The 24,912-nt window shown below is 37.7% G+C and carries 19 protein-coding genes; 17 read left to right on the top strand and 2 right to left on the bottom strand.

Going from position 1 to position 24,912, the window contains the following annotated elements:
- Window positions 1-347: 347 nt before the first annotated feature.
- From BR72_RS23810 to BR72_RS23785, 6 genes are all read left to right on the top strand, one after another.
- Complete coding sequence (locus BR72_RS23810) at window positions 348-1,283, top strand: tetratricopeptide repeat protein (protein WP_051957414.1); 936 nt, start codon at window positions 348-350, stop codon at window positions 1,281-1,283.
- Between the two features lie 259 nt (window positions 1,284-1,542).
- The gene (locus BR72_RS23805; protein WP_035437824.1) at window positions 1,543-2,784 is read left to right on the top strand and encodes a metallophosphoesterase family protein; all 1,242 of its coding nucleotides are present in this window, start codon (window positions 1,543-1,545) and stop codon (window positions 2,782-2,784) included.
- Window positions 2,781-5,609 carry an ATP-binding protein gene (locus BR72_RS23800; protein ID WP_035437822.1) on the top strand — a complete coding sequence of 943 codons (2,829 nt, stop codon included), beginning with the start codon at window positions 2,781-2,783 and terminating at the stop codon, window positions 5,607-5,609. Before BR72_RS23805 ends, BR72_RS23800 begins: the two co-directional genes overlap by 4 nt.
- Window positions 5,610-5,973: 364 nt before the next feature.
- Entirely contained in the window at window positions 5,974-6,918 is a 945-nt protein-coding gene (yhaM, locus tag BR72_RS23795; protein WP_035437819.1) for a 3'-5' exoribonuclease YhaM, read from the top strand.
- A 320-nt stretch (window positions 6,919-7,238) separates the two neighbouring features.
- Window positions 7,239-9,620 carry an immune inhibitor A domain-containing protein gene (locus BR72_RS23790; RefSeq protein ID WP_051957413.1) on the top strand — a complete coding sequence of 794 codons (2,382 nt, stop codon included), beginning with the start codon at window positions 7,239-7,241 and terminating at the stop codon, window positions 9,618-9,620.
- Between the two features lie 83 nt (window positions 9,621-9,703).
- A complete protein-coding gene (locus tag BR72_RS23785; RefSeq protein WP_035437816.1) occupies window positions 9,704-9,904 on the top strand; it encodes a sporulation YhaL family protein in 201 nt (66 codons plus the stop codon).
- A gap of 93 nt (window positions 9,905-9,997) precedes the next feature.
- Here the strand turns inward: BR72_RS23785 and BR72_RS23780 are convergent, their stop codons facing one another.
- Window positions 9,998-10,423: a VOC family protein gene (locus BR72_RS23780; RefSeq protein WP_035437814.1), complete on the bottom strand. Its 426-nt coding sequence runs from the start codon at window positions 10,421-10,423 to the stop codon at window positions 9,998-10,000.
- A gap of 305 nt (window positions 10,424-10,728) precedes the next feature.
- Between BR72_RS23780 and BR72_RS23775 the strand changes: the two genes are divergently transcribed.
- Window positions 10,729-11,337, top strand: coding sequence for a GNAT family N-acetyltransferase (locus BR72_RS23775; RefSeq protein ID WP_331280410.1), 609 nt, complete (start codon window positions 10,729-10,731; stop codon window positions 11,335-11,337).
- Between the two features lie 112 nt (window positions 11,338-11,449).
- Here the strand turns inward: BR72_RS23775 and BR72_RS23770 are convergent, their stop codons facing one another.
- Complete coding sequence (locus BR72_RS23770; RefSeq protein WP_035437810.1) at window positions 11,450-12,379, bottom strand: bestrophin family protein; 930 nt, start codon at window positions 12,377-12,379, stop codon at window positions 11,450-11,452.
- 692 nt (window positions 12,380-13,071) lie between these two features.
- On the opposite strand from BR72_RS23770, the gene BR72_RS23765 reads away from it, so the two are divergent.
- From BR72_RS23765 to BR72_RS23715, 10 genes are all read left to right on the top strand, one after another.
- Window positions 13,072-13,500, top strand: coding sequence for a VOC family protein (locus tag BR72_RS23765; protein WP_035437808.1), 429 nt, complete (start codon window positions 13,072-13,074; stop codon window positions 13,498-13,500).
- Window positions 13,501-13,715: 215 nt separating this feature from the next.
- Window positions 13,716-14,276 carry a glycerol-3-phosphate responsive antiterminator gene (locus BR72_RS23760; protein WP_035437806.1) on the top strand — a complete coding sequence of 187 codons (561 nt, stop codon included), beginning with the start codon at window positions 13,716-13,718 and terminating at the stop codon, window positions 14,274-14,276.
- A gap of 216 nt (window positions 14,277-14,492) precedes the next feature.
- Entirely contained in the window at window positions 14,493-15,314 is an 822-nt protein-coding gene (locus tag BR72_RS23755; RefSeq protein WP_035437804.1) for an MIP/aquaporin family protein, read from the top strand.
- 13 nt (window positions 15,315-15,327) lie between these two features.
- Window positions 15,328-16,818 carry a glycerol kinase GlpK gene (gene glpK, locus BR72_RS23750; RefSeq protein ID WP_035437803.1) on the top strand — a complete coding sequence of 497 codons (1,491 nt, stop codon included), beginning with the start codon at window positions 15,328-15,330 and terminating at the stop codon, window positions 16,816-16,818.
- A 133-nt stretch (window positions 16,819-16,951) separates the two neighbouring features.
- Window positions 16,952-18,634, top strand: coding sequence for a glycerol-3-phosphate dehydrogenase/oxidase (locus BR72_RS23745; protein ID WP_035437802.1), 1,683 nt, complete (start codon window positions 16,952-16,954; stop codon window positions 18,632-18,634).
- Between the two features lie 389 nt (window positions 18,635-19,023).
- Entirely contained in the window at window positions 19,024-19,329 is a 306-nt protein-coding gene (locus BR72_RS23740) for a hypothetical protein (protein ID WP_035437799.1), read from the top strand.
- A gap of 793 nt (window positions 19,330-20,122) precedes the next feature.
- Window positions 20,123-20,890 (top strand): hypothetical protein, encoded by a 768-nt coding sequence (locus tag BR72_RS23735; RefSeq protein ID WP_035437798.1) that lies wholly within the window; start codon window positions 20,123-20,125, stop codon window positions 20,888-20,890.
- Between the two features lie 28 nt (window positions 20,891-20,918).
- Complete coding sequence (locus BR72_RS23730; RefSeq protein WP_035437797.1) at window positions 20,919-21,773, top strand: phospholipase C; 855 nt, start codon at window positions 20,919-20,921, stop codon at window positions 21,771-21,773.
- A gap of 345 nt (window positions 21,774-22,118) precedes the next feature.
- Window positions 22,119-22,940: a GH25 family lysozyme gene (locus tag BR72_RS23725; RefSeq protein WP_035437796.1), complete on the top strand. Its 822-nt coding sequence runs from the start codon at window positions 22,119-22,121 to the stop codon at window positions 22,938-22,940.
- Window positions 22,941-23,401: 461 nt separating this feature from the next.
- On the top strand, window positions 23,402-24,912 hold a 1,511-nt coding region (locus BR72_RS23715; protein WP_035438007.1), incomplete at its 3' end, for a thiol-activated cytolysin family protein.

The following is a 24,912-nucleotide window of genomic DNA, read 5'->3' as shown; positions in this document are numbered from 1 at the left end:
TATATCATTGTAGTAGGGAAAAGTATCTAAAAAATAGCATAGAAAAGCTGTAATGGGATATTCAAAAAATGTAAAGCAGATGGAGATTAGGAGTGAAATAGGAGATAAACCTTTCAAGAATTATATATAGATTATATGTAATTACTCAGTCACTCTATGAAAAAAGGCAGAAAAGCACTTTTTTCTTATTTCGACGAGATATGACAAATCAAAAAAGTTTTATTTGTTATAATATTTTTGCATAATTAGAGGAATGTGGAATTATGGAAGTTGAATCATAATTAAATCGCAAAGGTAATCTCTTTTGATAGAGAACAAAGTAGAACGTAAGGGTAGGGATAGGCCAGATGATGGAAGATAATCTTAGAAGAATTCGAGATTTACTGAAGGTTGGCGATGCTGATCAGGCAAGGAAAGAAGCGGAAATGCTTATAAAGGAAGACCCAAAAGACGCTTCCGGATACTTTTGTTTAAGTCATGTTTATTTTTATGGATTTAGTGATAAGAATAATGCAAGTAAGTATTTAGAAGAGGCGCTTAAACTGGATCGTTTAAACGAGCAAGAACCTGCGGTAGTTTCAACAACGAAATTATCACCAGAAGAAATTGAACCACCATTATTGAGCACTGAAGCTGTGTTGGAGAAACAGCTGACGGAAGAAGTAGCTGCAGCCGAACAACCGCAGTTATCACTGAAAGAACATAAAAAAATTCAATCGGATTCAAAGGATGAATCTCCTTGGTATAAAAAATGGCAAATCTATATGGCCATTACGCTGTCTATTATTCTCGTTTATCGTGCTGGGAAATTATATAACGTTTATCATAAATCAAATGAAAATACGATGCCAAATATAAGCCAAGAAGAGAAGAAGGTTATTACTGAGTCTGCAGATAAGATACTTAAAATAAAACAAAAGAATTTCAATGTGCATACAGCTGTACTCAAATTATATGGATTAAAAATAAGTGACTTTAGCGAGAATTCGCTTCGTGAATATGTATCCGATCAGTATGTACCAATTGTCATGGAAAAGGCTGGGCAACCGAGTGTAGAGAACTTAAAGAATTCACATCCTGCTAAATTTTATGAAGAAGAGACAAGTATGTACTTGTCAGTGAAAAGTGATGATAGTACTTTTATATTGGAAATTGCAGGGGATAGAATTAATCATATTTACGGAGAAACCTGGGATAATAGTGAGCAAGAAATGCAAAGGTATCATGAATTACTGAATAAGTTGGAAACGCAAGGTGTGGAAGCGAAAGGTAAAAAAGACTGAAGTATAAGCAGAACAACAAAAATAAGCTGGATGTTTTTTCGCATCTGGCTTATTTTTGTTGTTTGCATCAAGCCGCTTCCGGCGTATCCTCAATTCGAAAAAAAGTGTTAAAATAAAGTGAAACTTTCCTACCTGTGTGTCGAATATAGCCGAGGAATCTTTAAATCATGTCGAAGCGCCGATAAATGATACATTTGCGCCGATATATTGTGAGTCTCGGCTGACCAAGCAAAGTAGGACGGAGAAAGGACGTTACAGTGTGAAAAAAGTAAAGTTTATTCATGCGGCAGATTTGCATTTAGATAGTCCGTTTAAAGGGATGGAACTGAATGTACCCTTCTTTATATGGGAAAGAATGAAGGAAAGTACATTTCGTTCGTTTCTGCGCATTGTGGATAAAGCGATTCAAGAGCAAGTTGATTTTGTTTTGCTTGCGGGGGATTTGTATGATGCAGAGACGAGAAGTTTGCGGGCGCAGGTGTTTGTTCGTGAGCAAATGAAGCGTCTGGCGCAGTATGATATTCCGGTATATGTGATTCACGGCAATCATGATCATTTAGGCGGGAGCTGGGCGGCCATTGAGTTTCCAAGTAATGTGCATGTTTTTACAGAGCCTTATATAGAAGAAAAATCATTTTATAAAGACGAGGAGCTGCTTGCCTCTATTTACGGATTTAGTTATCAGCAGCAAGCTGTGACGGATAATATGACAGCGCAATATAAAAAGATGACGGGTGCACCGTTTCATATCGGTATGCTGCACGGAAGTGTGGAAGGGGATTCGGATCATAACCGGTATGCGCCGTTTCAAATTCGTGAACTGAAGGAGAAGGGGTTTGATTACTGGGCGCTTGGTCATATACATAAACGTGAAGTGTTAGCAGAAGAACCGTGCATTGTATATTCTGGCAATATTCAAGGGAGACACCGAAAGGAAACGGGAGAGAAAGGTGCGTACGTAGTTTCCTTGTCTTCGCAAGGGACAGAACTAACATTTTTTAGTACGAATGATGTGATTTGGGATGAGATTTCGATTCCGATTGATGAGTTAGAAACGGTTGATGATTTGATTCACGCCTGTACGGAGAGCATGAACGGTGTGCGAAGAGAAGAGGAAGGTTTGCTTGTGACGATGACGTTTACAGGGCAATCTGCGCTTGCTTCTTATTTGCGTGATGAAAAGCGCGTGGAAGAAATCTTGCAAATTGTCTCATCAGGCGAGGAGCGCAGCAATTTTGTTTATGTTGTGAAATGGAAGAATGAAACGATTTCGTTTGCGGAAATTGAGAAGTTGAAGAACGAGAACCATTTTATCGGGAATGTGCTGCAAGAGCTTGAGTCGTTTTCGAGTATGGATGAGGTGCTGCGAACCATTTGGACATCACCTGTTGCGAGGAAGGTACTTCACTCATTTTCTGAGGAAGAAAAGAAAGAGATTCAAAAGTCAGCTGAGAATATTATTTTAGAGCAATTACTAGAGCAAGAGAGGAGTAAAGCATGAGAATAGAAAAGCTTCATATTTACGGATATGGAAAATTAGAAAATGCTGAGCTGAGTCTTTCCATGCTTACGGTATTGTACGGAGAAAATGAAGCTGGCAAGTCGACGATTCGTTCGTTTATGAAGAGCATATTGTTTGGCTTTCCGACAAGGGGCCAGCGCCGTTATGAGCCGAAAGAAGGCGGGAAATACGGCGGTGCGCTTACGGTTTTTACTGAGGAGTATGGACGATTAAAAATTGAACGTCTTCCCAAAACAGCGGCCGGTGAGGTGACGGTTTATTTTGCGGATGGAAAAACAGGCGGTGAGGAAATTTTAAAGCAACTGTTAAACGGAATGAATGAGCAGTTGTTTGATTCTGTGTTTTCTTTTGACATGCATGGGTTGCAAAATATTCACCATATCGGCGAAGGGGATATTGGTAACTACTTATTTTCAGCAAGTGCAGTTGGCAGCGACGGGTTGTTACGCCTAGAAAAGACGCTTGAGAAAGAAATGGAGCAGCGCTTTAAACCAAATGGCCGCAAGCCGGAAATTAATGTGGCGCTGCATGAGTTGAAAAATCTGCAAGACCAGCTCGCAGATTGGCAAGGGAAAATTGCTGCGTATGAAGAGCTTGTCGGAAAGAAAAAGAGTATGGAAGAGCGCCTTTCTATTATTCGCACCGAGCAGCAAGAAGCGGGAAAGCGAAAGCAAGATTATGAAGTGCTAGAAGCGCTGCAGCCGCTTTTTTTAGAAAAGCGTGCGTGTGAACGGTTTTTACAGCAACATGCAGAGCATAAGTTTCCTGTTGATGGTTTGCAGCGTTATGGAGGGATAAAAGCACGGCTTGAACCGCTTCAGCTCCAAGAAGAGGGGCTGCAAAAGAAAATAGCTGGTGCAAAGTTTGAAATAGAAGCATTACGAGTAAATGAAGAATTGCTTCAACAAGATATGTACGTAGAAGAGCTTCGTTTGCAGCATATGTCTTATGAAGCAGCGCTACAGGAAGTGCGGGATTTGACGGGGCGCATTTTACATATCGAAGAAGAAATACAAGATTTGCAGCAGCAAATCGGCGCTACATTTGCGCGCGAGGACGTTCTTTCTTTTAATGTGAGCCTAGCGATGAAGGAAACGATTACGCAAATGGTGCAGCAAGCAAAAGAGGTAGAAAAGCGAAAAGGGCAGTTAGATGAACGATTTAAAACAGCGCAGGAGCAGTTAGAGGAACAAGAAGAAGCCGTGAAAAAGCTGCAGTCGCAAACATTGCCAGACCAGGAGCGGGAGAACTATTTGCCAAAGGTGCAAAGTGCCGCATCTCGCCAAAAGCGAAATCGCAAAGCACCGCAGATGAATAAAACGGTGCTGATTGTATTCGGTATGGATGTTTTACTGCTGCTTGCCGGTGTTTTTATGGATAATCGTAAGTTGTTGTTTGCAGGAGTCTTTTTGTTAATTGGCCTTGTAGTTTTTTATGTGATGTATATGAAAGGGTCAGATGAACAAGAAGGCAATGAAGCGCTTGAACTTCAGTATCGCCTTGAGAAAGATGATGAGGTGCGGAAGTTATTAGAGCGCGAGGAATTTAAGTTAAAGCAAATTGAGCGTGGGTATGAACGTGTTCTTTCTGAATATGACGAGTGGGAACGCGATCTGTTTAGTGTGAATGAACAGGTGAAATTGTATAAAGAGGAGTATACGTTGCCACATAATTTTACGCACGCACACATATTGCCGGCGTTTGAACGGATCGAAAAGATACAGCAACTGTACCGAGATTTAACGAAGCAGCAAGAACGAAAAGAATTACAGGCAGACATGATTTCCGGGTTTGAACATAAACTAATGAAACTAACGGTTGTTACAGAAAGAAGCGCCGAGACACCGTCGTTATTTTTGTATGGGTTAAGTAAAGATGTGCAGAAAGAAAAGGAAAAGCAATTACGGAAAAAGCAGCTGCTAGAAAAGAGTGCGGCGTGGGAAGAAGAGTATGCTGCATATCATCAGAAGATTCATCATCTATTAGAAGAACGTCAGCATATTTTGGACATTGCTGCGGCAACTGATGAAGAGGCGTTTTTAACGGCGGCAAAGCAAGCGGAGCAAATAGAAGAGAAAAAGCAGCAGCTGAGCCGGTTAATTCCGCAAATGGACGTACTAGAAGGGCGACTCATGACGTCAGCGCTAGAGAATGGGTATCGTCTAGAAGGATATGAAGAGGAGCGGAAGAAAGAGCAGGAACAAATAGACAGGCTAATGCAGGAGGAAAAAGAGTTGACGCATACACTTGCCGCTCTTCGTCTTGATATCACCCAGTTAGAAGAAGGCCGGACGTACGGTGATGTCCTTCATGAATGGGAGCTGAAAAAATCACAAGTGCGTGAACAGGTGAAAAAATGGGCAGCTTATGCAGCGGCAAAGGCGGTATTAACGAAAACGAAGAAGTATTACCATGAAGTGCAGCTGCCGCGTATTTTGCAAAAAGCAGAAGAGTATTTTATATATTTAACAAGTGGAAATTATGTAAAAGTCTTTTCGCCAGATGCAGAAGAGCCGTTTATAGTAGAACGACAAGATGGACTGCGTTTTTATAGCCATGAATTAAGCCAAGCGACAGCGGAGCAGCTCTATTTATCGCTGCGGTTTGCGCTCGCGCATACGTTTGAAGGGCAGTATCCGTTTATTATTGATGATAGCTTCGTACACTTTGACGTGCTGCGAACGGAGCGAACTGTGCATCTGATGAAGGAATTAGCGAAGGAACGACAAGTGATTTTCTTTACTTGTCATAAGCATCTTTTAGATTTCTTTGTAGAAGATGAGATTCAGCGATTAACGCAGTAAATTGAGAAGACGACATAAAGCCCTCTCTTTTTTTAGATGGTCGAGAGCGTCTGGCCATGCTTGGAGCGGTTAGGGCCTATTTCTGCCACGGGCGATGTTAAAACAAAGTGAGAAAGAAAGTAGCAGGTTACTTTGAATATATAAATAAACACAAATTGAAAACCCACTTTTTTTAGATGGTCGAGAGCGTCTGGCCATGCTTGGAGCGGTTAGGGTCTATTTCTGCCACGGGCGATGTTAAAACAAAGTGAGAAAACGAGTGTAGGTTACTTTTGTGTTACATAATAATAACTTGGATGTTGAAAAATCAAAATGGATATATATATGCTATACTAACTATATCGATGACGGTGGAGGAAAGTATATGAAAAAGAAAATTGCACAGTACGAAGTTGGTGAGCAAGTCGAGTTATTTTTAATGATAAAATCGGCAACAAAAGGGATTGCAAGTAATGGGAAACCATTTTTAACAGTCATCTTGCAAGATCAAAGCGGAGATATTGAAGCGAAGCTATGGGATGTGTCACCTGAAGTAGAGCAGCAATATGTAGCAGAAACAATTGTGAAAGTAGCAGGAGATATTCAAAATTATAAAGGCCGCATTCAACTTCGCGTTAAGCAAATTCGTGTGGCAAATTCAAATGAAGTAACTGATATCTCTGATTTTGTGGAAAAAGCACCGCTGAAAAAAGAAGATATGGTCGAGAAAATTACACAATACATATTTGAAATGCGTAACCCAAATATTCAGCGCATTACAAGACATTTACTAAATAAGTATCAAGGGGAATTTTTAGATTACCCAGCCGCAACAAAAAATCACCATGAGTTTGTCTCAGGGCTGGCATATCACGTTGTATCGATGCTTGACTTAGCAAAAGCAATTGCAGCGCTATATCCGTCTCTTGATAAAGACTTATTGTATGCAGGCGTAATTTTACACGACCTCGGTAAAGTCATTGAATTATCAGGCCCAATTTCTACAACGTATACGTTAGAAGGAAACCTACTAGGTCACATTTCTATCATGGTAAACGAAATTGGAAAAGCGGCAGACGAACTGCAAATTGAAGCAGAAGAAATCTTAATTCTTCAGCACATCGTCTTATCACATCACGGTAAAGCAGAATGGGGCAGTCCGAAACCGCCTCTTGTAAAAGAAGCAGAAATCCTTCATTACATTGATAATTTAGATGCGAAGATGAATATGATGGACCGTGCACTAGGTCGCACAAAACCAGGTGAATATACTGAGCGTGTCTTTGCGCTTGATAATCGTTCGTTTTATAAACCGACGTTTCATAATTAAAAAGGAGAAGCTAACCAAAAGTAGACTTTTGGTTAGCTTCTTTTATTTTTTGGTATGATTTAGTGTTATTTATGTGACGAATATCGTCGAGTAATCTTTAAATTGTGTCGAAGCGCCGATATATCTTTCGGTTTATTTTTGAGGGACGTCATCATAACTAAAAAGATTTCACTCCAGAAAAATTATTGTAATAAAATAAACTGCATTTAATTTTCGATATATTACAAAAATATTGAAAATTACACCAATCGATAATAATATATAAATATCGACAAAAAGGGAAGAGTCGATAACTTATACATAATAGGGGAGGGACTACGTTGAAAAAGAACAGAAAATTAAAAACTTTTTCAGTGTTGGCAACTGGGGCTATGCTAAGTTCTATGTTTGCTTTCGGTGGTCATGCTGCTTATGCAGAATCACCAACAGCGTCATCTAGTTTCATAGATGAGCATTTAATACCCGAGGATCGCTTGGCAAATGCGTTGAAGGAGCGCGGGGTTATTGATCCTTCTGCATCACAAGCAGAAACGGCAAAGGCTGTAGAGAAATATATAGAGAAGAAGAAAGGCGAAAATCCTGGAAAGGAAACAACGCCAGAAGACAGCCTTACACAAGAAGCTACTGACTTTATGAAAAAAGTAAAAGATGAAAAGATGAAAGAAAAAGCGCAGCAAGTAGAGAATGGTCCAGCAAATGGAGAAGCATCTGGATTTACTGCTGGAAAATTGAATGGGAAAGTTCCGACATCTCCAGCGAAGCAGGCTGAATATAATGGGGCAGTTCGCAAAGATAAAGTTCTTGTGCTACTTGTAGAATATAGTGATTTTAAACATAATAATGTCGATCAAGATCCAGGATATATGTATGCGAATGATTTTAATCGTGATCATTATCAAAATATGTTATTTGGTGATGAGCCATTTACATTATTCAATGGCACGAACATTAAAACATTTAAGCAATATTATGAAGAGCAATCAGGGGGCAGCTATACAGTTGACGGTACTGTAACAGAATGGCTGACTGTTCCAGGGAAAGCGGCAGATTACGGCGCTGATGCTGGTACTGGCCACGATAATAAAGGACCTCTAGGACCACGTGATTTAGTAAAAGATGCGTTAAAAGCAGCTGTAGAAAAAGGAATTAATTTAGCTGATTATGACCAATTTGATCAATACGATTACAACAATGACGGTAATAAAAATGAGCCAGATGGAATTATTGATCATTTAATGGTTGTTCACGCTGGTGTTGGCCAAGAGGCTGGCGGTGGAAAATTGAAAGATAATGCAATTTGGTCTCACCGTTCAAAACTTGGTGCAAAGCCTTATGCAATTGATGGAACGAAATCATCTGTACAAAGATGGGATGGAAAGATGGCTGCATACGATTACACAATCGAGCCTGAAGACGGTGCAGTTGGTGTATTTGCTCATGAATTTGGTCATGACTTAGGTTTACCAGATGAGTACGATACAAAGTATTCAGGACAAGGTGAGCCGATTGAAGCTTGGTCTATTATGAGTGGCGGCAGCTGGGCTGGAAGAATTGCTGGGACAGAACCAACAAGTTTCTCTCCGCAAAATAAAGAGTTCTTCCAAAAAAATATGAAGGGTAACTGGGCGAATATTACTGAGGTAGACTATGATAAGCTTCGCGGCGTTGGGGCGGCGACGTATTTAGATCAAAGTGTTACGAAATCAAAGCGTCCAGGAATTGTTCGTGTGAACTTACCTGATAAAGAAGTGAAAAACATTGAACCTGGTTTTGGAAAGAAATTTTACTATAGTACAAAAGGAAATGACATCCACACAACATTAGAAACACCATTATTTGATTTAACAAATGCAACGAATGCGAAATTTGATTACAAAGCATTCTATGAATTAGAAGCAAAGTATGATTTCCTAGATGTATATGCGATTGCAGAAGATGGAACGAAAACAAAGATTGATAGAATGGGTGACAAAGACATCAAGAATGGTGCGGACACAACGAACGATAAGTGGATTGATAAATCCTATGATTTAAGTCAATTCAAAGGTAAAAAAGTAAAATTACAATTTGACTATTTAACAGATATTGCTGTAGCATACAGAGGATTTGCGCTTGATAATGCGACTTTAACAGTAGATGGTAAAGTTGTGTTCTCTGATGATGCAGAGGGACAACCAAGCTTTACGTTAAAAGGCTTTACGGCTTCTAATGGATTGGAATATAAGAAAAACAACTACTATTTAGAGTGGAGAAACTACGCTGGCTCTGATGAAGCACTGCAATATGGACGCGGTCCAGTTTACAATACAGGACTTGTTGTATGGTATGCAGACCAAAGCTTTACAGATAACTGGGTTGGTGTACATCCAGGCGAAGGATTCCTTGGAGTAGTAGATTCTCATCCAGAAGCGATTGTAGGATCATTAAATGGTCAGCCATCTGTGAAAAGTAGCACGCGTTATCAAATTGCAGATGCTGCGTTCTCATTTGATCAAACACCGGCGTGGAAAGTAAATTCACCGTCACGCGGAGTATTTGATTATAAAGGGTTACCAGGTGTAGCTAAATTTGATGACTCTAAAGTATATATGAACAAGTTAATTCCAGATGCAGGACGCAAACTTCCAAACCTTGGCCTGAAATTTGAAGTAGTAGGTCAAGCTGATGATAAGTCTGCAGGAGCAGTTTGGATTCATCGTTAAGTAAAATAAAAGAGTCATAAAACCTTCCTTCCTTTCATACAGTAAAACTAACAAAGCTTGTCTGATGAAAGGAAGGAACTTTAATGGAAAATTTACCATGGTGGATTTATCTCATTATTGTTGGAATTGTTGTGAGCGGTTATATGGTCTTATTTACGTCGAAACAAGAACAAGAAATTGATAATGAGTTTATTGAAAAAGAAGGCGAAGTCTATATGAAACGCCTCGCTGAAGAACGGGAGCGACGCCATCAAGATAAGGATAAGGATTCCGTTTTGCTTTAATAGTATGAAAAGAGGATGCGTAGCCGAATGGTTGCCATCTTTTTTTGTTGTGGTGTTTTGGAATGTAATTCGACCGAAATATCCGGTAGTTCATTAACGTTTTGAATCTTTAGCAACATTAGGTCTTGAGATTCTTTTCCCGTCTTTATAGTCAAGGCAAGAAACCTCAATCATCAACCCATTAAATACTGTAAAGTAGAAGCCATAACTACTACCTCTCATCATATAAGGTTCTTTATCTATTTCGATACCTCCATCGATTAAGCGGCTATATACTTGATCAACTTCATTAGGTTCTTCTACTAAGAAACCAATATGAAACGCTTCTGGGTACATCGCATCTTTACCATCTTTAAACGCTTTTGGATCACTTAATACGAGAATGAATCCATCATTATCACTCATTACTACAAGAGCTTTTCCTTTCGCTTCTAAAAATTGAAAATCAAAAAATGTTTCAAAGAAATTTCTCGCTGCCGATAAATCATTCACACATAAATTTAAATGGTTCAGTTTCATTTACTCAACTCCTTTTCATTATATTTCTATTTCTATTTCAGGAATTCCCCCCTTTAGAACAGTTTCATGTGTAAGCTAAAGAATGCCATACTTCAAGAAGGAAGTATGGATACTATCATTTCGTGAATTTTGTACGTTAAGGTTAGGGAGTACCATACGTGCCTATCAACTAGAGAAAATTCACTGTCTCCAAATGTAAAAAAATGAACAATAATTTGTAAAAAAGTTTGATCAAAAGTATTGTGTAGGTATGTAGGGTTCTTATGTTTAACATACGGGCCAAATTGTTAAATGAAATCAAATCCATGTCCCTGTTGAACATTGTTGATGAACGGTATTTGAAATCAGATAATGAGGAGAATGAGAAAATGGGCGTAACGATTAAAAAATTCACAGAAGAAGACCTGGATTATTCTGTCATCATCAATGATCGATTCACAGTAGAATCGATTCTTTTGTTAACGGCAACGGAGCATTCCATCCAGTATACGGTGAAGAAAGTCCGTCCCTATGAAAAACAGTATTCAGATGATCCAGATGATCTACTTTGCTTACAAGAATACATTGATCATCCAGATCAGGCGCTATTCTTGGCAATTGAAGGAAATGATATTGTTGGCTTGGTCATAGTAAGGCGAAACTGGAATGAGTTTGCTTACATTGAAGACATCAAAGTAGCCCAAAAATATCGGCGACATGGTATCGGCCGCCTACTTATGGATAAGGTCAAAAATTGGGCTCAAGATAACCGAATGGCTGGTATGATGTTAGAGACACAAAATAACAATGTGGGTGCATGTAAGTTTTATGAACGCTATGGTTTCTTTATTGGTGGCTTTGACAAATATGTCTACAAAGGTATCAATCAGCTGAGTGACGAAATAGCGATATACTGGTATTTTACATTTGAGTAGACCTCTACAATAAGCTCATTACTTTTACAATAACGATGTTTCATAAAAGAAGAACCTAGGCTAGATTCTTCTTTTATAAAACCAGAATTGATTATTTGTAATAAATTAAAAATTATATGGCTCTTTTATCAAAATTTGAAACTGGTGATTCCAGTAAGTCGCTTTGATCATATAAGTTTAGTAAGTGTTTTTCTATTCCCATACAAATTTCTTCTAATGGAAGGTCATTTGAATCTTGACCAAATGGATCTTCAATTTCAACTCCTATTGCTTCAATTCCTAAAAATGCAAAACTAATAAACATAGTTGCCATAATCGTAAACCATCCCATACTATCAACAAGCCCAATTGATAAAGTCCCGCAAAAAATGATAAGTAAACTTTTAATATGTGCATAATATGCAAAGGGAATAGGTGTTGCTTTAATGCGATCACAGCCGCCTATAGAATTTAACAGATTATCCAATTCATCTTCCATATTCATTAAGGTATTTGGAGGAAGTTGCCCGGATTTCAATCCCTTTGTTATGACAGCTTTTAACATGAAAATTATGGTGAGAGGTAAATAGTTGGATCTCACCAACATTTCCTTATCTTTATCCGAACATAGTTCTAATAGATCTTTTATTTCGGATAGATTTTTTTCATCTCTCAAATGTTGTTTAGCTAGTTTTGGAAAAGCAATTAATAAATGTAGAAACTTTAATTTCTCTTTATCCATAGTATTTCCTTTAGAATCCCAGTAACATAAAAAGCTTACTGCTAAATTTCTAGTCGAATTACCGACTCCTCCAAATAGTTTTCTTCCTTCCCAATATCGATCATATGCAGTATTTGTTCGAAATACTAATAATAAACCTAAAGCTCCCCCTACAATAACCCACGGAGTCGAATTTATATGTATTCCAAAGTAGTAGTTAATAAGAACAATACAAATAGAAATACATGTATAAACAATGATCTGTTTAAAGATGTTTTTTATAATTGTTCCCTTTAACGTAAAGATTTGTTTTAAACTTTCTTGATTGTCGTAACGAATCATATGTGAATAAACCTCTTTTCTTCTATAAGCTGTTTGCAATTGTGCGATAGTGTTAATTTCTCTATCCTCTATCATAACTGTGAATCTAACAGACTTAATATATGTATTTATTAGATGGAGTTACATGGATAAAACATGGAAATTATATTCTAATACATTTCCCGGAAGAACAATGCTAACTTTCTTACGCTAATCAATAGATTAATATTTTTATCATAGCTAGAGTCTTATTGTCAATTACTATTTTTATATACTAAGAGAAAAGAATTTAACTGTATTGTTGACCTCATGAAAGAGTGGGTTATATGAGTTTGAAATTATTCTATGATAGCAATCGTTATGGTTAGCTCGGGGATATCAACACAAATTCTGTTAACCAAACACAACAACAATATGAAGCTTCCCAGTATAATGGTTACGGAAGATGTACAATTGCAGGTATGATTGGTAGTTTATCTGTCATTAGTTAGTATCTTATGAAATGACCAGCAAGCAGGCGTCTACAAAAATGAAGATGGTGCTATGATTTGGAATTTGCTTAGCAGGAAATTCGAGTGGATTCACATAAAAGATGTCGATTTTTTTCATAGCACAAATGATTCCATAAACAGATCATATATGATAAAATGATAGAAACGTATGTTCTGTTTCTTGTTTACATATGTTAAACATTTTAGAAAGAGGTGCTTGTGATGATTTTAGGTATTAATCCGTATGTAGTGACAAATGGTAATGGGCAAGAGGCTATTAAGTTTTATGAACATGCATTGGATGCAAAAGTTGTAAGTCTTCAAACGTTTGGAGACATGCCTGAAAACCCGGAATTCAAGGTTCCTGCTGAGGCGAAAGACCTTGTGTTACATGCTCATTTAAAAGTGGGTGATACGAATCTAATGATCTCTGATACATTTCCAGGTCAGCCATACCAAATTGGATCGCAAGTGACTATCGCTATTCACATACAAAATGCAGACAAATCAAAAGAAGTGTTTGAAAAGTTACAAGATGGTGGTCAAGTCGTGATGCCGCTTCAAGAAACGTTCTGGAGTCCATTATATGGCCAAGTCAAAGACAAATTCGGCGTAGAGTGGCAAGTTTCAACGGAAGGCGCTAATATGTAAGTCATTGTACGGGACTGATGATCAGTCCCGTTTTTTGTGTCCACCGATATCGGCGCCTTTCGCAATATATCGGCGCTTCGACACGATTTAAAGATTCTTCAACGTTATTCGACGCATGAATCATGGAACCCATTTGGAATGAAGGTCCCATCTTTTCTTTTTCCTTAATTTGTGTACTATAAGAAGTAGAAAGATATAAAAAAGGGGACTTTCGAATGGAATTTCATGAACAAAAAATATTACCAGCGGTTCGGCAAATTAAAGATTTAGAGAAGCTATTACATAGCTCCTATGAATATATCGTTATTCTTGATATTCATGTCGGTCAGTTGAAAAGTGTTGTGGCATTAGCGAAGCAGTATTGTAAAAAGGTCTTTTTGCATGTGGATTTAATTCATGGTTTGCAAAGTGATGCGTATGCGACGGAATATGTATGCCAAGAGTTTCGTCCGTACGGGGTGTTATCTACGAGGTCTAGTGTGATTATAAAAGCGAAGCAAAAAGGCGTTGTGGCGATTCAACGCGTTTTCTTAATTGATTCTAGTGCAATGGAAAAGAGTTGTGCTCTTTTAGAAAAGACACAGCCCGATTATATTGAGGTGCTTCCAGGTGCTTTAACAGGCGTAATTGCGGAAGTGAAGGAGCGGACTGGATTATCTATTTTAGCAGGCGGATTTATTCGCACTGTGGATGATGTGGAAAGGGCTCTGGCAGCTGGTGCAACGGCGATTACAACGTCGAAGAAAGAATTATGGAAACATTTTCATGAAAAGTGACAAAAATATGAAAAAACCAATTGACAACGCTTTCAAATGAGTTTAACATTATAAATAAGTTAATAAACGTGACGGAGAAAAGTAGAGATCCACATTTCATTGCTTCTATGATTCTATAGAAGCGTGCATTTGTGGGTTTTTTTCATTTGGAAATGAATGGACATTCAATTTGTCTCTTTCACTGAAAGCGTTTTAATTTGATTATGGAGGGGTTATATGTCACCATTTTTAGGGGAGTTAATAGGGACAGCATTACTAATCATTCTTGGCGGCGGCGTTTGTGCTGGTGTTAGTTTGAAGAAATCATTTGCACAAAATTCAGGATGGATCGTCATTACGATGGGATGGGGCTTAGCGGTTTCGGTAGCTGCTTATGCAGTTGGATCGATTAGCGGAGCGCATTTAAATCCAGCGGTAACAATTGGACTTGCGTTTAAAGGAGCATTTCCTTGGAGCGACGTACCAGGCTATATTGCAGCACAAATGATTGGGGCAATGATTGGGGCATGTATTGTATACTTACATTACTTACCACATTGGAAAGAGACAGAAGATGCAGGGACAAAATTAGGTGTATTTGCAACAGGACCAGCAATTCCAAACACATTTGCAAACCTTTTAAGTGAAATGATTGGGACTTTTATTCTAGTATTTGGTATTTTAGCAATTGGAGCAAATAAGTTTGCAGACGGTTTAAATCCGTTCATTGTAGGTTTCTTAATCGTAAGTATTGGTTTATCATTAGGAGGGACAACTGGTTACGCAATTAATCCAGCACGTGATTTAGGACCTCGTATTGCACATTTCCTTCTTCCGATTCCAGGAAAAGGCGGATCGAACTGGAAATATGCATGGATTCCAGTAGTAGGACCGATTTTAGGCGGATCATTAGCGGGATTATTCCATCAAGTTGTATTTGAAGGAAAGCAAAACTCAGCACTTATTTATGTAGCGATTGCAACGGTAATTGTTCTAGCAATCTCTTATATGACAAGCAAACAGAGCGGAAAAAATACAAATAGTAGAAAAGTAGCATAAGGGGGAAATAAACATGGAAAAATTTATTCTTTCATTAGACCAAGGAACAACGAGTTCACGTGCGATTCTTTTTAATAAAGAAGGTAAAATTGTACATGTTGCGCAAAAAGAGTTTACACAGCATTTTCCAAAGCCAGGCTGGGTTGAGCATAACCCGCAAGAAATTTGGGGATCGATTTTAGCGGTTATTGCAACTTGTTTAAGTGAAGCAGAAGTAAAACCTGAACAAATCGCAAGTATCGGGATTACAAACCAACGTGAAACGACAGTTGTATGGGACAAAGAAACAGGCAAACCTGTATACAATGCAATCGTATGGCAATCTCGTCAAACAGCGGAAATTTGTGACGAGTTAAAAGAAAAAGGCTATGGCGATATGGTTCGCGAAAAAACAGGTCTTTTAATTGACGCATATTTCTCTGGAACGAAAGTAAAATGGATTTTAGATAACGTAGAAGGCGCAAGAGAGAAAGCAGAGCGCGGCGAGTTATTATTCGGAACAATTGATACGTGGCTTGTATGGAAATTATCTGGCGGCAACGTTCATGTAACAGATTATTCGAATGCATCTCGTACATTAATGTATAACATTCATGAGTTAAAATGGGACGAAGAGCTTCTTGAAATGTTAACAGTACCAGCAAGCATGCTTCCAGAAGTACGTCCATCTTCTGAAGTATATGGTCATACAGTTGATTATCATTTCTTCGGTCAAACCGTACCGATTGCAGGGGTTGCAGGTGACCAACAAGCGGCATTATTCGGCCAAGCTTGCTTCGGTGAAGGTATGGCGAAAAATACATACGGAACAGGCTGCTTTATGTTAATGAATACAGGTGAAAAAGCAGTTGCATCTGAGCATGGTTTATTAACAACAATCGCATGGGGCTTAAATGGAAAAGTAGAATACGCATTAGAAGGTAGTATTTTCGTAGCGGGATCTGCGATTCAGTGGCTTCGTGATGGACTGCGTATGTTCCAAGATGCAAGTGATAGTGAAGCGTATGCAGCGCGCGTTGAGTCAACTGACGGCGTCTATGTTGTACCGGCATTTGTTGGACTTGGAACACCATATTGGGATAGTGAAGTACGCGGCGCGGTATTCGGTTTAACACGCGGTACGACGAAAGAGCATTTTGTTCGTGCAACGCTTGAATCGTTAGCATATCAAACAAAAGATGTATTATGTGCGATGGAAGCAGATTCCGGCATCGAGTTAAAAACATTACGCGTAGATGGCGGCGCAGTGAAAAATAACTTCTTAATGCAGTTCCAAGGTGACATTTTAGGTGTGCCAGTAGAGCGTCCAGAAGTGAACGAAACAACAGCTTTAGGAGCGGCATATTTAGCTGGTCTTGCGGTTGGTTATTGGAAAGATCAAGAAGAAATCGCAGCGCAGTGGAATATGGATAAGAGCTTTGCACCAGCAATGGAAGCGGGTACAAGTGAAGAGCTATATGCTGGCTGGAAAAAGGCAATTGAAGCAACGAAAGCTTTTAAATAAGTATAAACAGTGTTATAATGTTGATAAGTTAATATTTCGGTAGGAGATTTGGAGAGACCACAGCACGCTATAGAAGCAATTCTATGGTGATGTTTGTGGTCTCTTTTTTTCGTAATGAAAGGGAGGAATTACTATGAAATTCTCAAGTAACGGGCGTCAAAATGTTTTAAATGAAGTAAATAAACAAGAAGTAGATGTGGTTGTCATTGGCGGTGGGATCACAGGAGCGGGTATTGCGCTAGACGGAGCAAAACGCGGATTATCAACAGTTGTGTTTGAAATGCAAGACTTTGCAGCAGGTACATCAAGTCGTTCTACAAAGCTTGTTCACGGCGGTTTACGTTATTTAAAACAGTTTGAAGTGAAAATGGTAGCTGAAGTTGGGAAGGAACGTGCCATTGTATATGAAAACGGTCCTCACGTAACAACGCCAGAGTGGATGCTGCTACCGTTCCATACAGGCGGTACGTTCGGTGCATTTAGTACATCAATTGGACTTCGCGTATACGACTTTTTAGCAGGCGTTAAGAAAAGCGAGCGCAGAAAAATGTTTAGCCGCGAAGAAACGATGAAGAGAGAGCCGCTTGTGAAACAAGAAGGGTTAAAAGGCGGCGGTTACTACGTAGAATATCGTACAGATGACGCGCGTTTAACAATTGAAGTCATGAAAGAAGCGATCAAACATGGTGCAAAAGCAGTCAACTATGCGAAAGTAGACGGCTTCTTATATAAAGATGGAAAAGTATGCGGCGTTCGTGTAGTCGACTTATTAGACGGAAACGTATATGAAGTGTACGGTAAAAAGATCGTCAACGCGTCAGGCCCTTGGGTCGATACACTTCGTGAAAAAGATAATTCGAAAAAAGGAAAAGTCTTGCAGTTATCAAAAGGTGTGCACCTTGTCATCGATCAAAAGCGTTTCCCACTAGGGCAAGCAATTTACTTTGATACGCCAGACGGACGGATGGTATTTGCGATTCCGCGCGGAGGTAAAACATACGTAGGCACAACAGATACATTCTATGATAAAGATGCAGCAGTACCAAAAATGACAACAGAAGATCGCACATACATTATTAACGCGATTAACTACATGTTCCCGAGCGTAAAAATTACAGAGAAGGACATTGAATCAAGCTGGGCCGGCGTTCGTCCATTAATTTATGAAGAAGGAAAGAGCGCATCTGAAATTTCTCGTAAAGATGAAATTTGGACTTCTGAATCTGGTCTAATTACAATTGCTGGCGGAAAATTAACAGGATACCGCAAAATGGCAGAGATGGTCCTAGATTATGTCACATCGTTAATGCAAAAAGAAGGTCAAGGTTCATATCCAAAAAGTACAACGAAACATATGCCAATCTCTGGCGGTCATGTTGGCGGTTCGAAAAACTTCCCAACATTTATTGCGAAAAAAGCACAAGAAGGGAAAAAATACGGTTTAACAGTAGAACAAGCAGAGCAGTTCGCAAAATTCTACGGTTCAAACGTCGATGTACTCTTCGAATTAGCGAAAGAGTATAAAGGAGATGCAGAGCGTCATAACATGCCGCTTGACGTCATTCTTCCACTCGTATACGCAATGGAGTTCGAAATGACAACAAAACCAGTCGACTTCTTTGTACGCCGCACAGGAGCAGTATTCTTCAACATTCACTGGGTATATCAATGGAAAGACGCTGTGATCAACTACATGGCAGAGGCCTTAAACTGGAGCGGAGAAGAGAAGCGGAAGTATACAGCTGAATTAGACGCAGCATTAACAGATGCAGTTGTACCAGTCGATCAACAAGATCAGGCATCTGCGCTGGCATAAAAATGAAAACCACACTGTTTCTAAAAGTTTAGAGATGGTGTGGTTTTGTTTTGAAAAGATTTTTGAATAAAAACGAAATAAGTCGTTTAATATTCTGGAATTAAAAAGCTTTAAATGTTAATAGGGGTACCGTCCATGTCCATTAACTTAAGAAATTAATTGTTTCCCAAAACAAAAAAATGAGCCGAATTCTCATAAATAACTGTGAAAAGGTGAATTTTTCGTTATGGGAGGTTTCTCAAATGTTAGCTTGATGGGTATGGAACGATCCCCCTAAGAGCATTCTTTTTGAGAAGAAAATAGAATTTTAATGATTTGCTGAAGATGTGAGTTTAAAAAAGTTTTGGTATAATGTGGATATAAATATTTAGATAGATGGGAATGAATTGATGGAAGGAAAATTATTGGTAAAATATATTTTTTACTTTTTTTCTTATTTACTTGTTTATATACCCTCATTTCCAGTTATAGTTGTTCTTGGTTTAGCTGGTGCTTCTCCAGATGTAGAACATACTGTACTGGAATGGATAATTGCTATTTTTGAGATTTTAGTTACAATGTTGGGAGCTTGGGTTTTTAACTTTATTTTCAAGAGTATTATAGGAATAAAGAAGAACACAAAAATCACTTGGACTATCTGTATTCTTCATTTAATTCTAATCCCTTTGACATGGAGACTTCTTCTTTATTTTTAAATTATTCATTTATAACTCTGTATTTAATCAATCCTTTTTTCAAAGTAACATAAAGAGGAAGATAATGTACTTAATAAATTTTATAATTTAAATAAAGAAAAGAATCCCTTTAAATGATCTAAAAGACTTCTTTTTTTGTATATTTGATATAATCAATATTGATAACTAACTTGTCAAAACAGAAATTTCACTTCACCTATAGTATCAGCCCCACCTACGCTAGATACCTTGATAGCCACACTTGCCATCCAACCCATTATCATTATAATAGAAAGCGCTTACAAAGTAAATGATTTCCTCTTAGAAAACATTATTTTTCTATGCAATTAAACTTTGTTTTAAACAGTACAACTTTCTTTCAAAATCACAATTAGCGGTTTTATGTGTAATTGCAGCGTTATTTGCATTTATATGGGTGAAGCAAAATGAGCATACTTTTCAGATGTTAGAAGAGTAGCTGTTTTGCCTTTTTTATTTGTTCTTATTCAACTAAAACACAGGAATCTTTTTTCATTGTATTTTTTGTTTTGATTTTGTCCTTTGGTTTTCCATTGTTTTTTGTTTGGAGTGTTGGCTCGTCGTGTGGGGGTGAGACCCCACGGTTTGAAAAGTAGCGATATAGCGGATAAGAGAAAGTCTGGGACGAATGATCTGGCGGTACTTCTAATAGAAGATTAATTAATATATGCAATTTTGCATATATTAATTAATGTATCTACAAACTCAACATTAGATGTTAAAATTACGTTTGCCGATGGTAGGATCAATTGTGAAAATAAGGAGGAATTAAGACATGTTTATGAAAAGAAAACTCCCAATACTTACACTCTTAGCATTAATATTTAGTTTGATAGTTACTGTTTTTCCGACAAATGCTGCTTTTGCAGATGAGGAAGATCGTATACTTGATATTTATGGTGATCCAGTTACCACAAATAAAGACTATATGTTAGTAAATAAGTATTGGGACGTGGTGGGGGTTCATCCTTCAGAACGTATAGCAGCTGTAGGTCAGAACAAATTTGGATTATCTTATGAGAAGTACGCTGGTTGGCATTATGCAATTCAGTATAGACAAGCATCTTATTATGGATCAGCAGAAATGCATAAAGATACAAAAGGTAATCAGTACTATGGTACACCTATAAATTTTGAAACTCCAGATGGATTAAACAGTGATGGATATGTAAGACATAATACGCCAGTTACAATGTCAATGTGGATTGGTGGGCCAAACGCTGATGCCGGAGGAACAAAAAAATATATAAATGCCAAGGATGCTGGATGGATTTATTTTAGCGACCAATCAAAAAGCAAGCTAATCGTTCAGAAAAGAAATTCGAAGGAAATAGACTTAGCAACAGGCACTACCGAGATTCTTAGGGATAAATTTGGTAGACCTTGTGATTGGTATAGTGCAGATCCAAAGAACTCTTATTATGGGGTTACATCAACTTTCCAAGTACAGATCGCACAATATTTAGGCTCAGATCATCAGAAAATGTGGGCAATTTCTGCTCCTAAAAGTGTTGCTGGCTACGAATTAGTACCTTTGCAGTGAAACTATATATTAAATGGAGGAATGTAGTATGAAAAGAAAAATTTTAGCTATAGCTTCTGTAATTGCTTTAACAGCTCCTATTCAAAGTGTGGCGTTCGCACATGAAGATGACGGGCAAGTTGAGCCACCTATCGCTCAAAAATGGTCAGCAGAATCGATACATAGTGAAGGAGTAAGTTCTCATTTATGGATTGTAAACAGAGCCATTGATATTATGTCCCAAAATGAAACTGTTGTGAAGAAAAATGAGACAGCTCTATTAAATGAGTGGCGTACTGATCTAGAGAAAGGTATTTACAATGCGGATTATAAAAACCCATACTATGATAATTCCACATTCGCTTCACACTTTTATGATCCTGATTCAGGAAAGACGTATATTCCATTTGCTAAACAAGCAAAACAAACAGGAGCGAAATATTTTAAACTAGCTGGTGAAGCTTATCAAAATAAAGATATGCAAAATGCATTCTATTATTTAGGATTATCACTTCATTATTTAGGGGATGTTAACCAACCAATGCATGCTGCAAACTTTACTAACATTTCGCATCCATTTGGCTTCCACTCAAAATATGAAAACTTCGTCGATACAGTGAAGGATAATTATAGAGTAACGGATGGAAATGGTTATTGGAACTGGAAAAGTGCAAATCCAGAAGAGTGGGTTCATGCTTCAGCAGCTGCAGCAAAAGCTGATTATCCATCAATTGTTAATGGTAGTACGAAAAATTGGTTCCTAAAAGCAGCTGTATCACAAGACTCTGCTGATAAATGGCGTGCGGCAGTAACACCGGTAACAGGAAAACGTTTAATAGAAGCACAGCGTATTACAGCTGGATATATTCATTTATGGTTTGATACGTACGTAAATCATCAATAATAACTGCACTTACTTATGTCATAAAGTAAAATGGAAACGACTATTGGGTTCATGTTTCATCATATGGAGATAAAATCCAGACTATGCCCCACCAATGCATGTGTCTCGGCTGAATCCCAATTATATGTTGGAGAAACATCACATCCATTAATTTGTAAATTGACATAAATAACAATGATAAAATAAGAAAAAACGTTGCATCAATTGATTGCAACGTTTTTTCTTATTTTATTTACTTTGCACTTAATAGCCATTAAATCTGAATGATTTTAAGAAATTCATTGCCAAATATACGAGAAGAACAATTACTTATATAATGAAAACGAGAAAGGGGGAAATGGAAGCATGCCAAAACATATCGTAGATCTATCAAAATACAATGATAATATCGATTGGGATATAGCGGCGCCGCAACTAGATTTGGCAATCTGTCGCGTTCAATATGGCTCAAGGAAGATAGACCAACTATACAATGAACACGTCCAAAATTTAGAAGCATATGGAGTTCCTCATGCGGCTTATGCTTACGGTTGTTATGTAAGCATTACAGATGCTATTGTGGAGGCCGAAGATTTTCTGGCACGTGTAAACCCAAATGCGAAATTTCTTGTGTTAGATGTTGAAGAGGACACGCTAGCAAGCTGCGGAGCTACGAATCTAGCAGAAGCAGCACAAACATTTATTACTACTTGCAAAGATGTTGGTTGGAAAGTTGGCTTATATGTAGCACATCATATGTATGGATCTTATGGGTTACAAAATGTACAAGCTGATTTCTTATGGATTCCACGATATGGAGGCAGAAAACCTAAATATGAATGCGATTTATGGCAATATGCAGATGGTGAAACAGGTGGATGGATTGATGGAATTGGAAAAGTAGATTTAAATGTTTTAAACGGAGATAAGCCGCTCGAATGGTTCACAAATGTTCAGGAACTTTATCGCATCTTTGTAGGAGACTTCAATTCAGTTGAATGGATGGAAGATGTATATCAGACAATCAAAGTTATTTTTCCAGACTACGGGATATGGACGCAATCTCTTGATGATGGAAATCAGCGTATCATTATTGGTGATTTCAACTCCAAAGCGTGGTGTGATGAAACGTTTGCGAAGTTGCAAGAAGCTTTCCCGTCATATGGTATGTGGGCCCGGCGAATTTAGCTATTTACGTCCAAAGTTATTTTCAAAAATATGTTAATGTAATGTATAAATATTTATGAAAAAATTATACAAGAGGAAAAGGAGTCAGCCCCGCAGCTTAAAAGCTGTGAGGACTGACTCCAAAGTTCCTTCATATTATTATCTTTGTTATTGTTTGATAGTAAGTCTTTTTCAATTATATGATTAATATTGCAAAAAGAACCTGCTACATCCTCATATGCAACATTGCATATGAAGATGTATTGATAAAAACATAGGCGCTTACTATAATAAGAGCATAAAGATAAATCACATCGTAGCAAAAAAAGAGGAGGAAATACTATGACAATCGCAATGGCAATTTTAAAATTTTTAGGTGGAGTACTTCCATTCGTTCAAGAACTTTTAAAAGCATTTATGTAAGTTCACTATTTAGCAATTATTGATAAATAATTTATCCTTAATACGAAAAAAGGAAGGGGTTGAGTTTTTTGAAAATTACAAAAAATACAAAAAGCACAAAAGGAATCAAATTACTAGCGTGTTTATCAATTGGCTTATGCACTTTTACTTATTCTTCTATTTCCTTCGCTGAAACACCTAAAAGTAATTCAGCTGATCAAGTAAAAAAAGCTATTGACATTGATACTGGTATAGGAAATCTAAAGTATAATAATCAAGAGGTTTTAGCAGTAAATGGTGATAAAGTAGAGAGTTTTGTTCCAAAAGAAAGTACAAATTCAAATGGTAAATTTGTAGTGGTTGAACGTGAGAAAAAGTCACTTACAACTTCACCAGTTGATATTTCGATTATTGATTCTGTGGCTAACCGTACTTATCCAGGAGCAGTACAACTTGCAAATAAAGCTTTTGCAGACAATCAACCTGATTTATTAGTGGCTAAGAGAAAACCTTTGAATATTAGTATCGACTTACCTGGTATGAAAAAAGAAAATACAGTTACTGTCCAAAATCCTACATATGGTAATGTGTCTGGAGCAGTAGATGAGTTAGTATCTACTTGGAATGACAAGTATTCAAACACACATACGTTACCTGCAAGAATGCAGTATACAGAATCTATGGTGTATAGTAAATCTCAAATCGCAAGTGCTCTTAATGTTAATGCTAAATATCTTGATAATTCACTGAATATTGACTTTAAAGCAGTTGCTGATGGCGAGAAAAAAGTGATGGTTGCGGCATATAAGCAAATCTTCTATACAGTAAGTGCAGAACTGCCTAACAATCCATCAGACCTTTTTGATAAGAGTGTTACGTTTGACGAATTAAATCGTAAAGGGGTAAGTAATGCAGCTCCACCTGTTATGGTGTCAAATGTAGCTTATGGTAGAACAGTTTATGTAAAATTAGAAACATCATCTAAGAGCAAAGATGTACAAGCTGCTTTTAAAGCCTTAATTAAGGGCCAAGGTGTTGAAGCAAGTGGACAGTACAAAGATATTTTTGAAGACAGTACCTTTACTGCTGTAGTATTAGGCGGAGATGCAAAAGAGCATAACAAAGTTGTGACAAAAGATTTCAATGAAATCCGAAATATCATTAAAGATAATGCAGAATTAAGTTCTAAAAATCCAGCATACCCAATTTCATATACAAGCACTTTCTTAAAAGATAACGCAACTGCTGCTGTTCATAACAATACAGATTATATCGAGACTAAAACTACAGAATATTCTAGTGCTAAGATGACGCTTGATCATACTGGTGGATATGTTGCTCAATTTGATGTATCTTGGGATGAAGTCTCATATGATCAAAATGGAAAAGAAGTATTAACTCATAAAACTTGGGATGGAAACGGTAGAGACAGAACTGCCCATTTCAATACAGTGATCCCACTTCCAGCGAATGCGAAAAATGTAAAAGTTATGGCGAAAGAATGTACAGGTCTTGCATGGGAATGGTGGAGAACAATTATTAATGAACAAAATGTTCCATTAACAAATGAAATAAAAGTTTCAATTGGAGG

The sequence above is a fragment of the Bacillus sp. UNC322MFChir4.1 genome (assembly GCF_000746135.1).
In the GTDB taxonomy this organism is placed as follows: Bacteria; Bacillota; Bacilli; order Bacillales; family Bacillaceae_G; genus Bacillus_A.
This window is presented reverse-complemented; position numbering and strand designations above follow the sequence as displayed.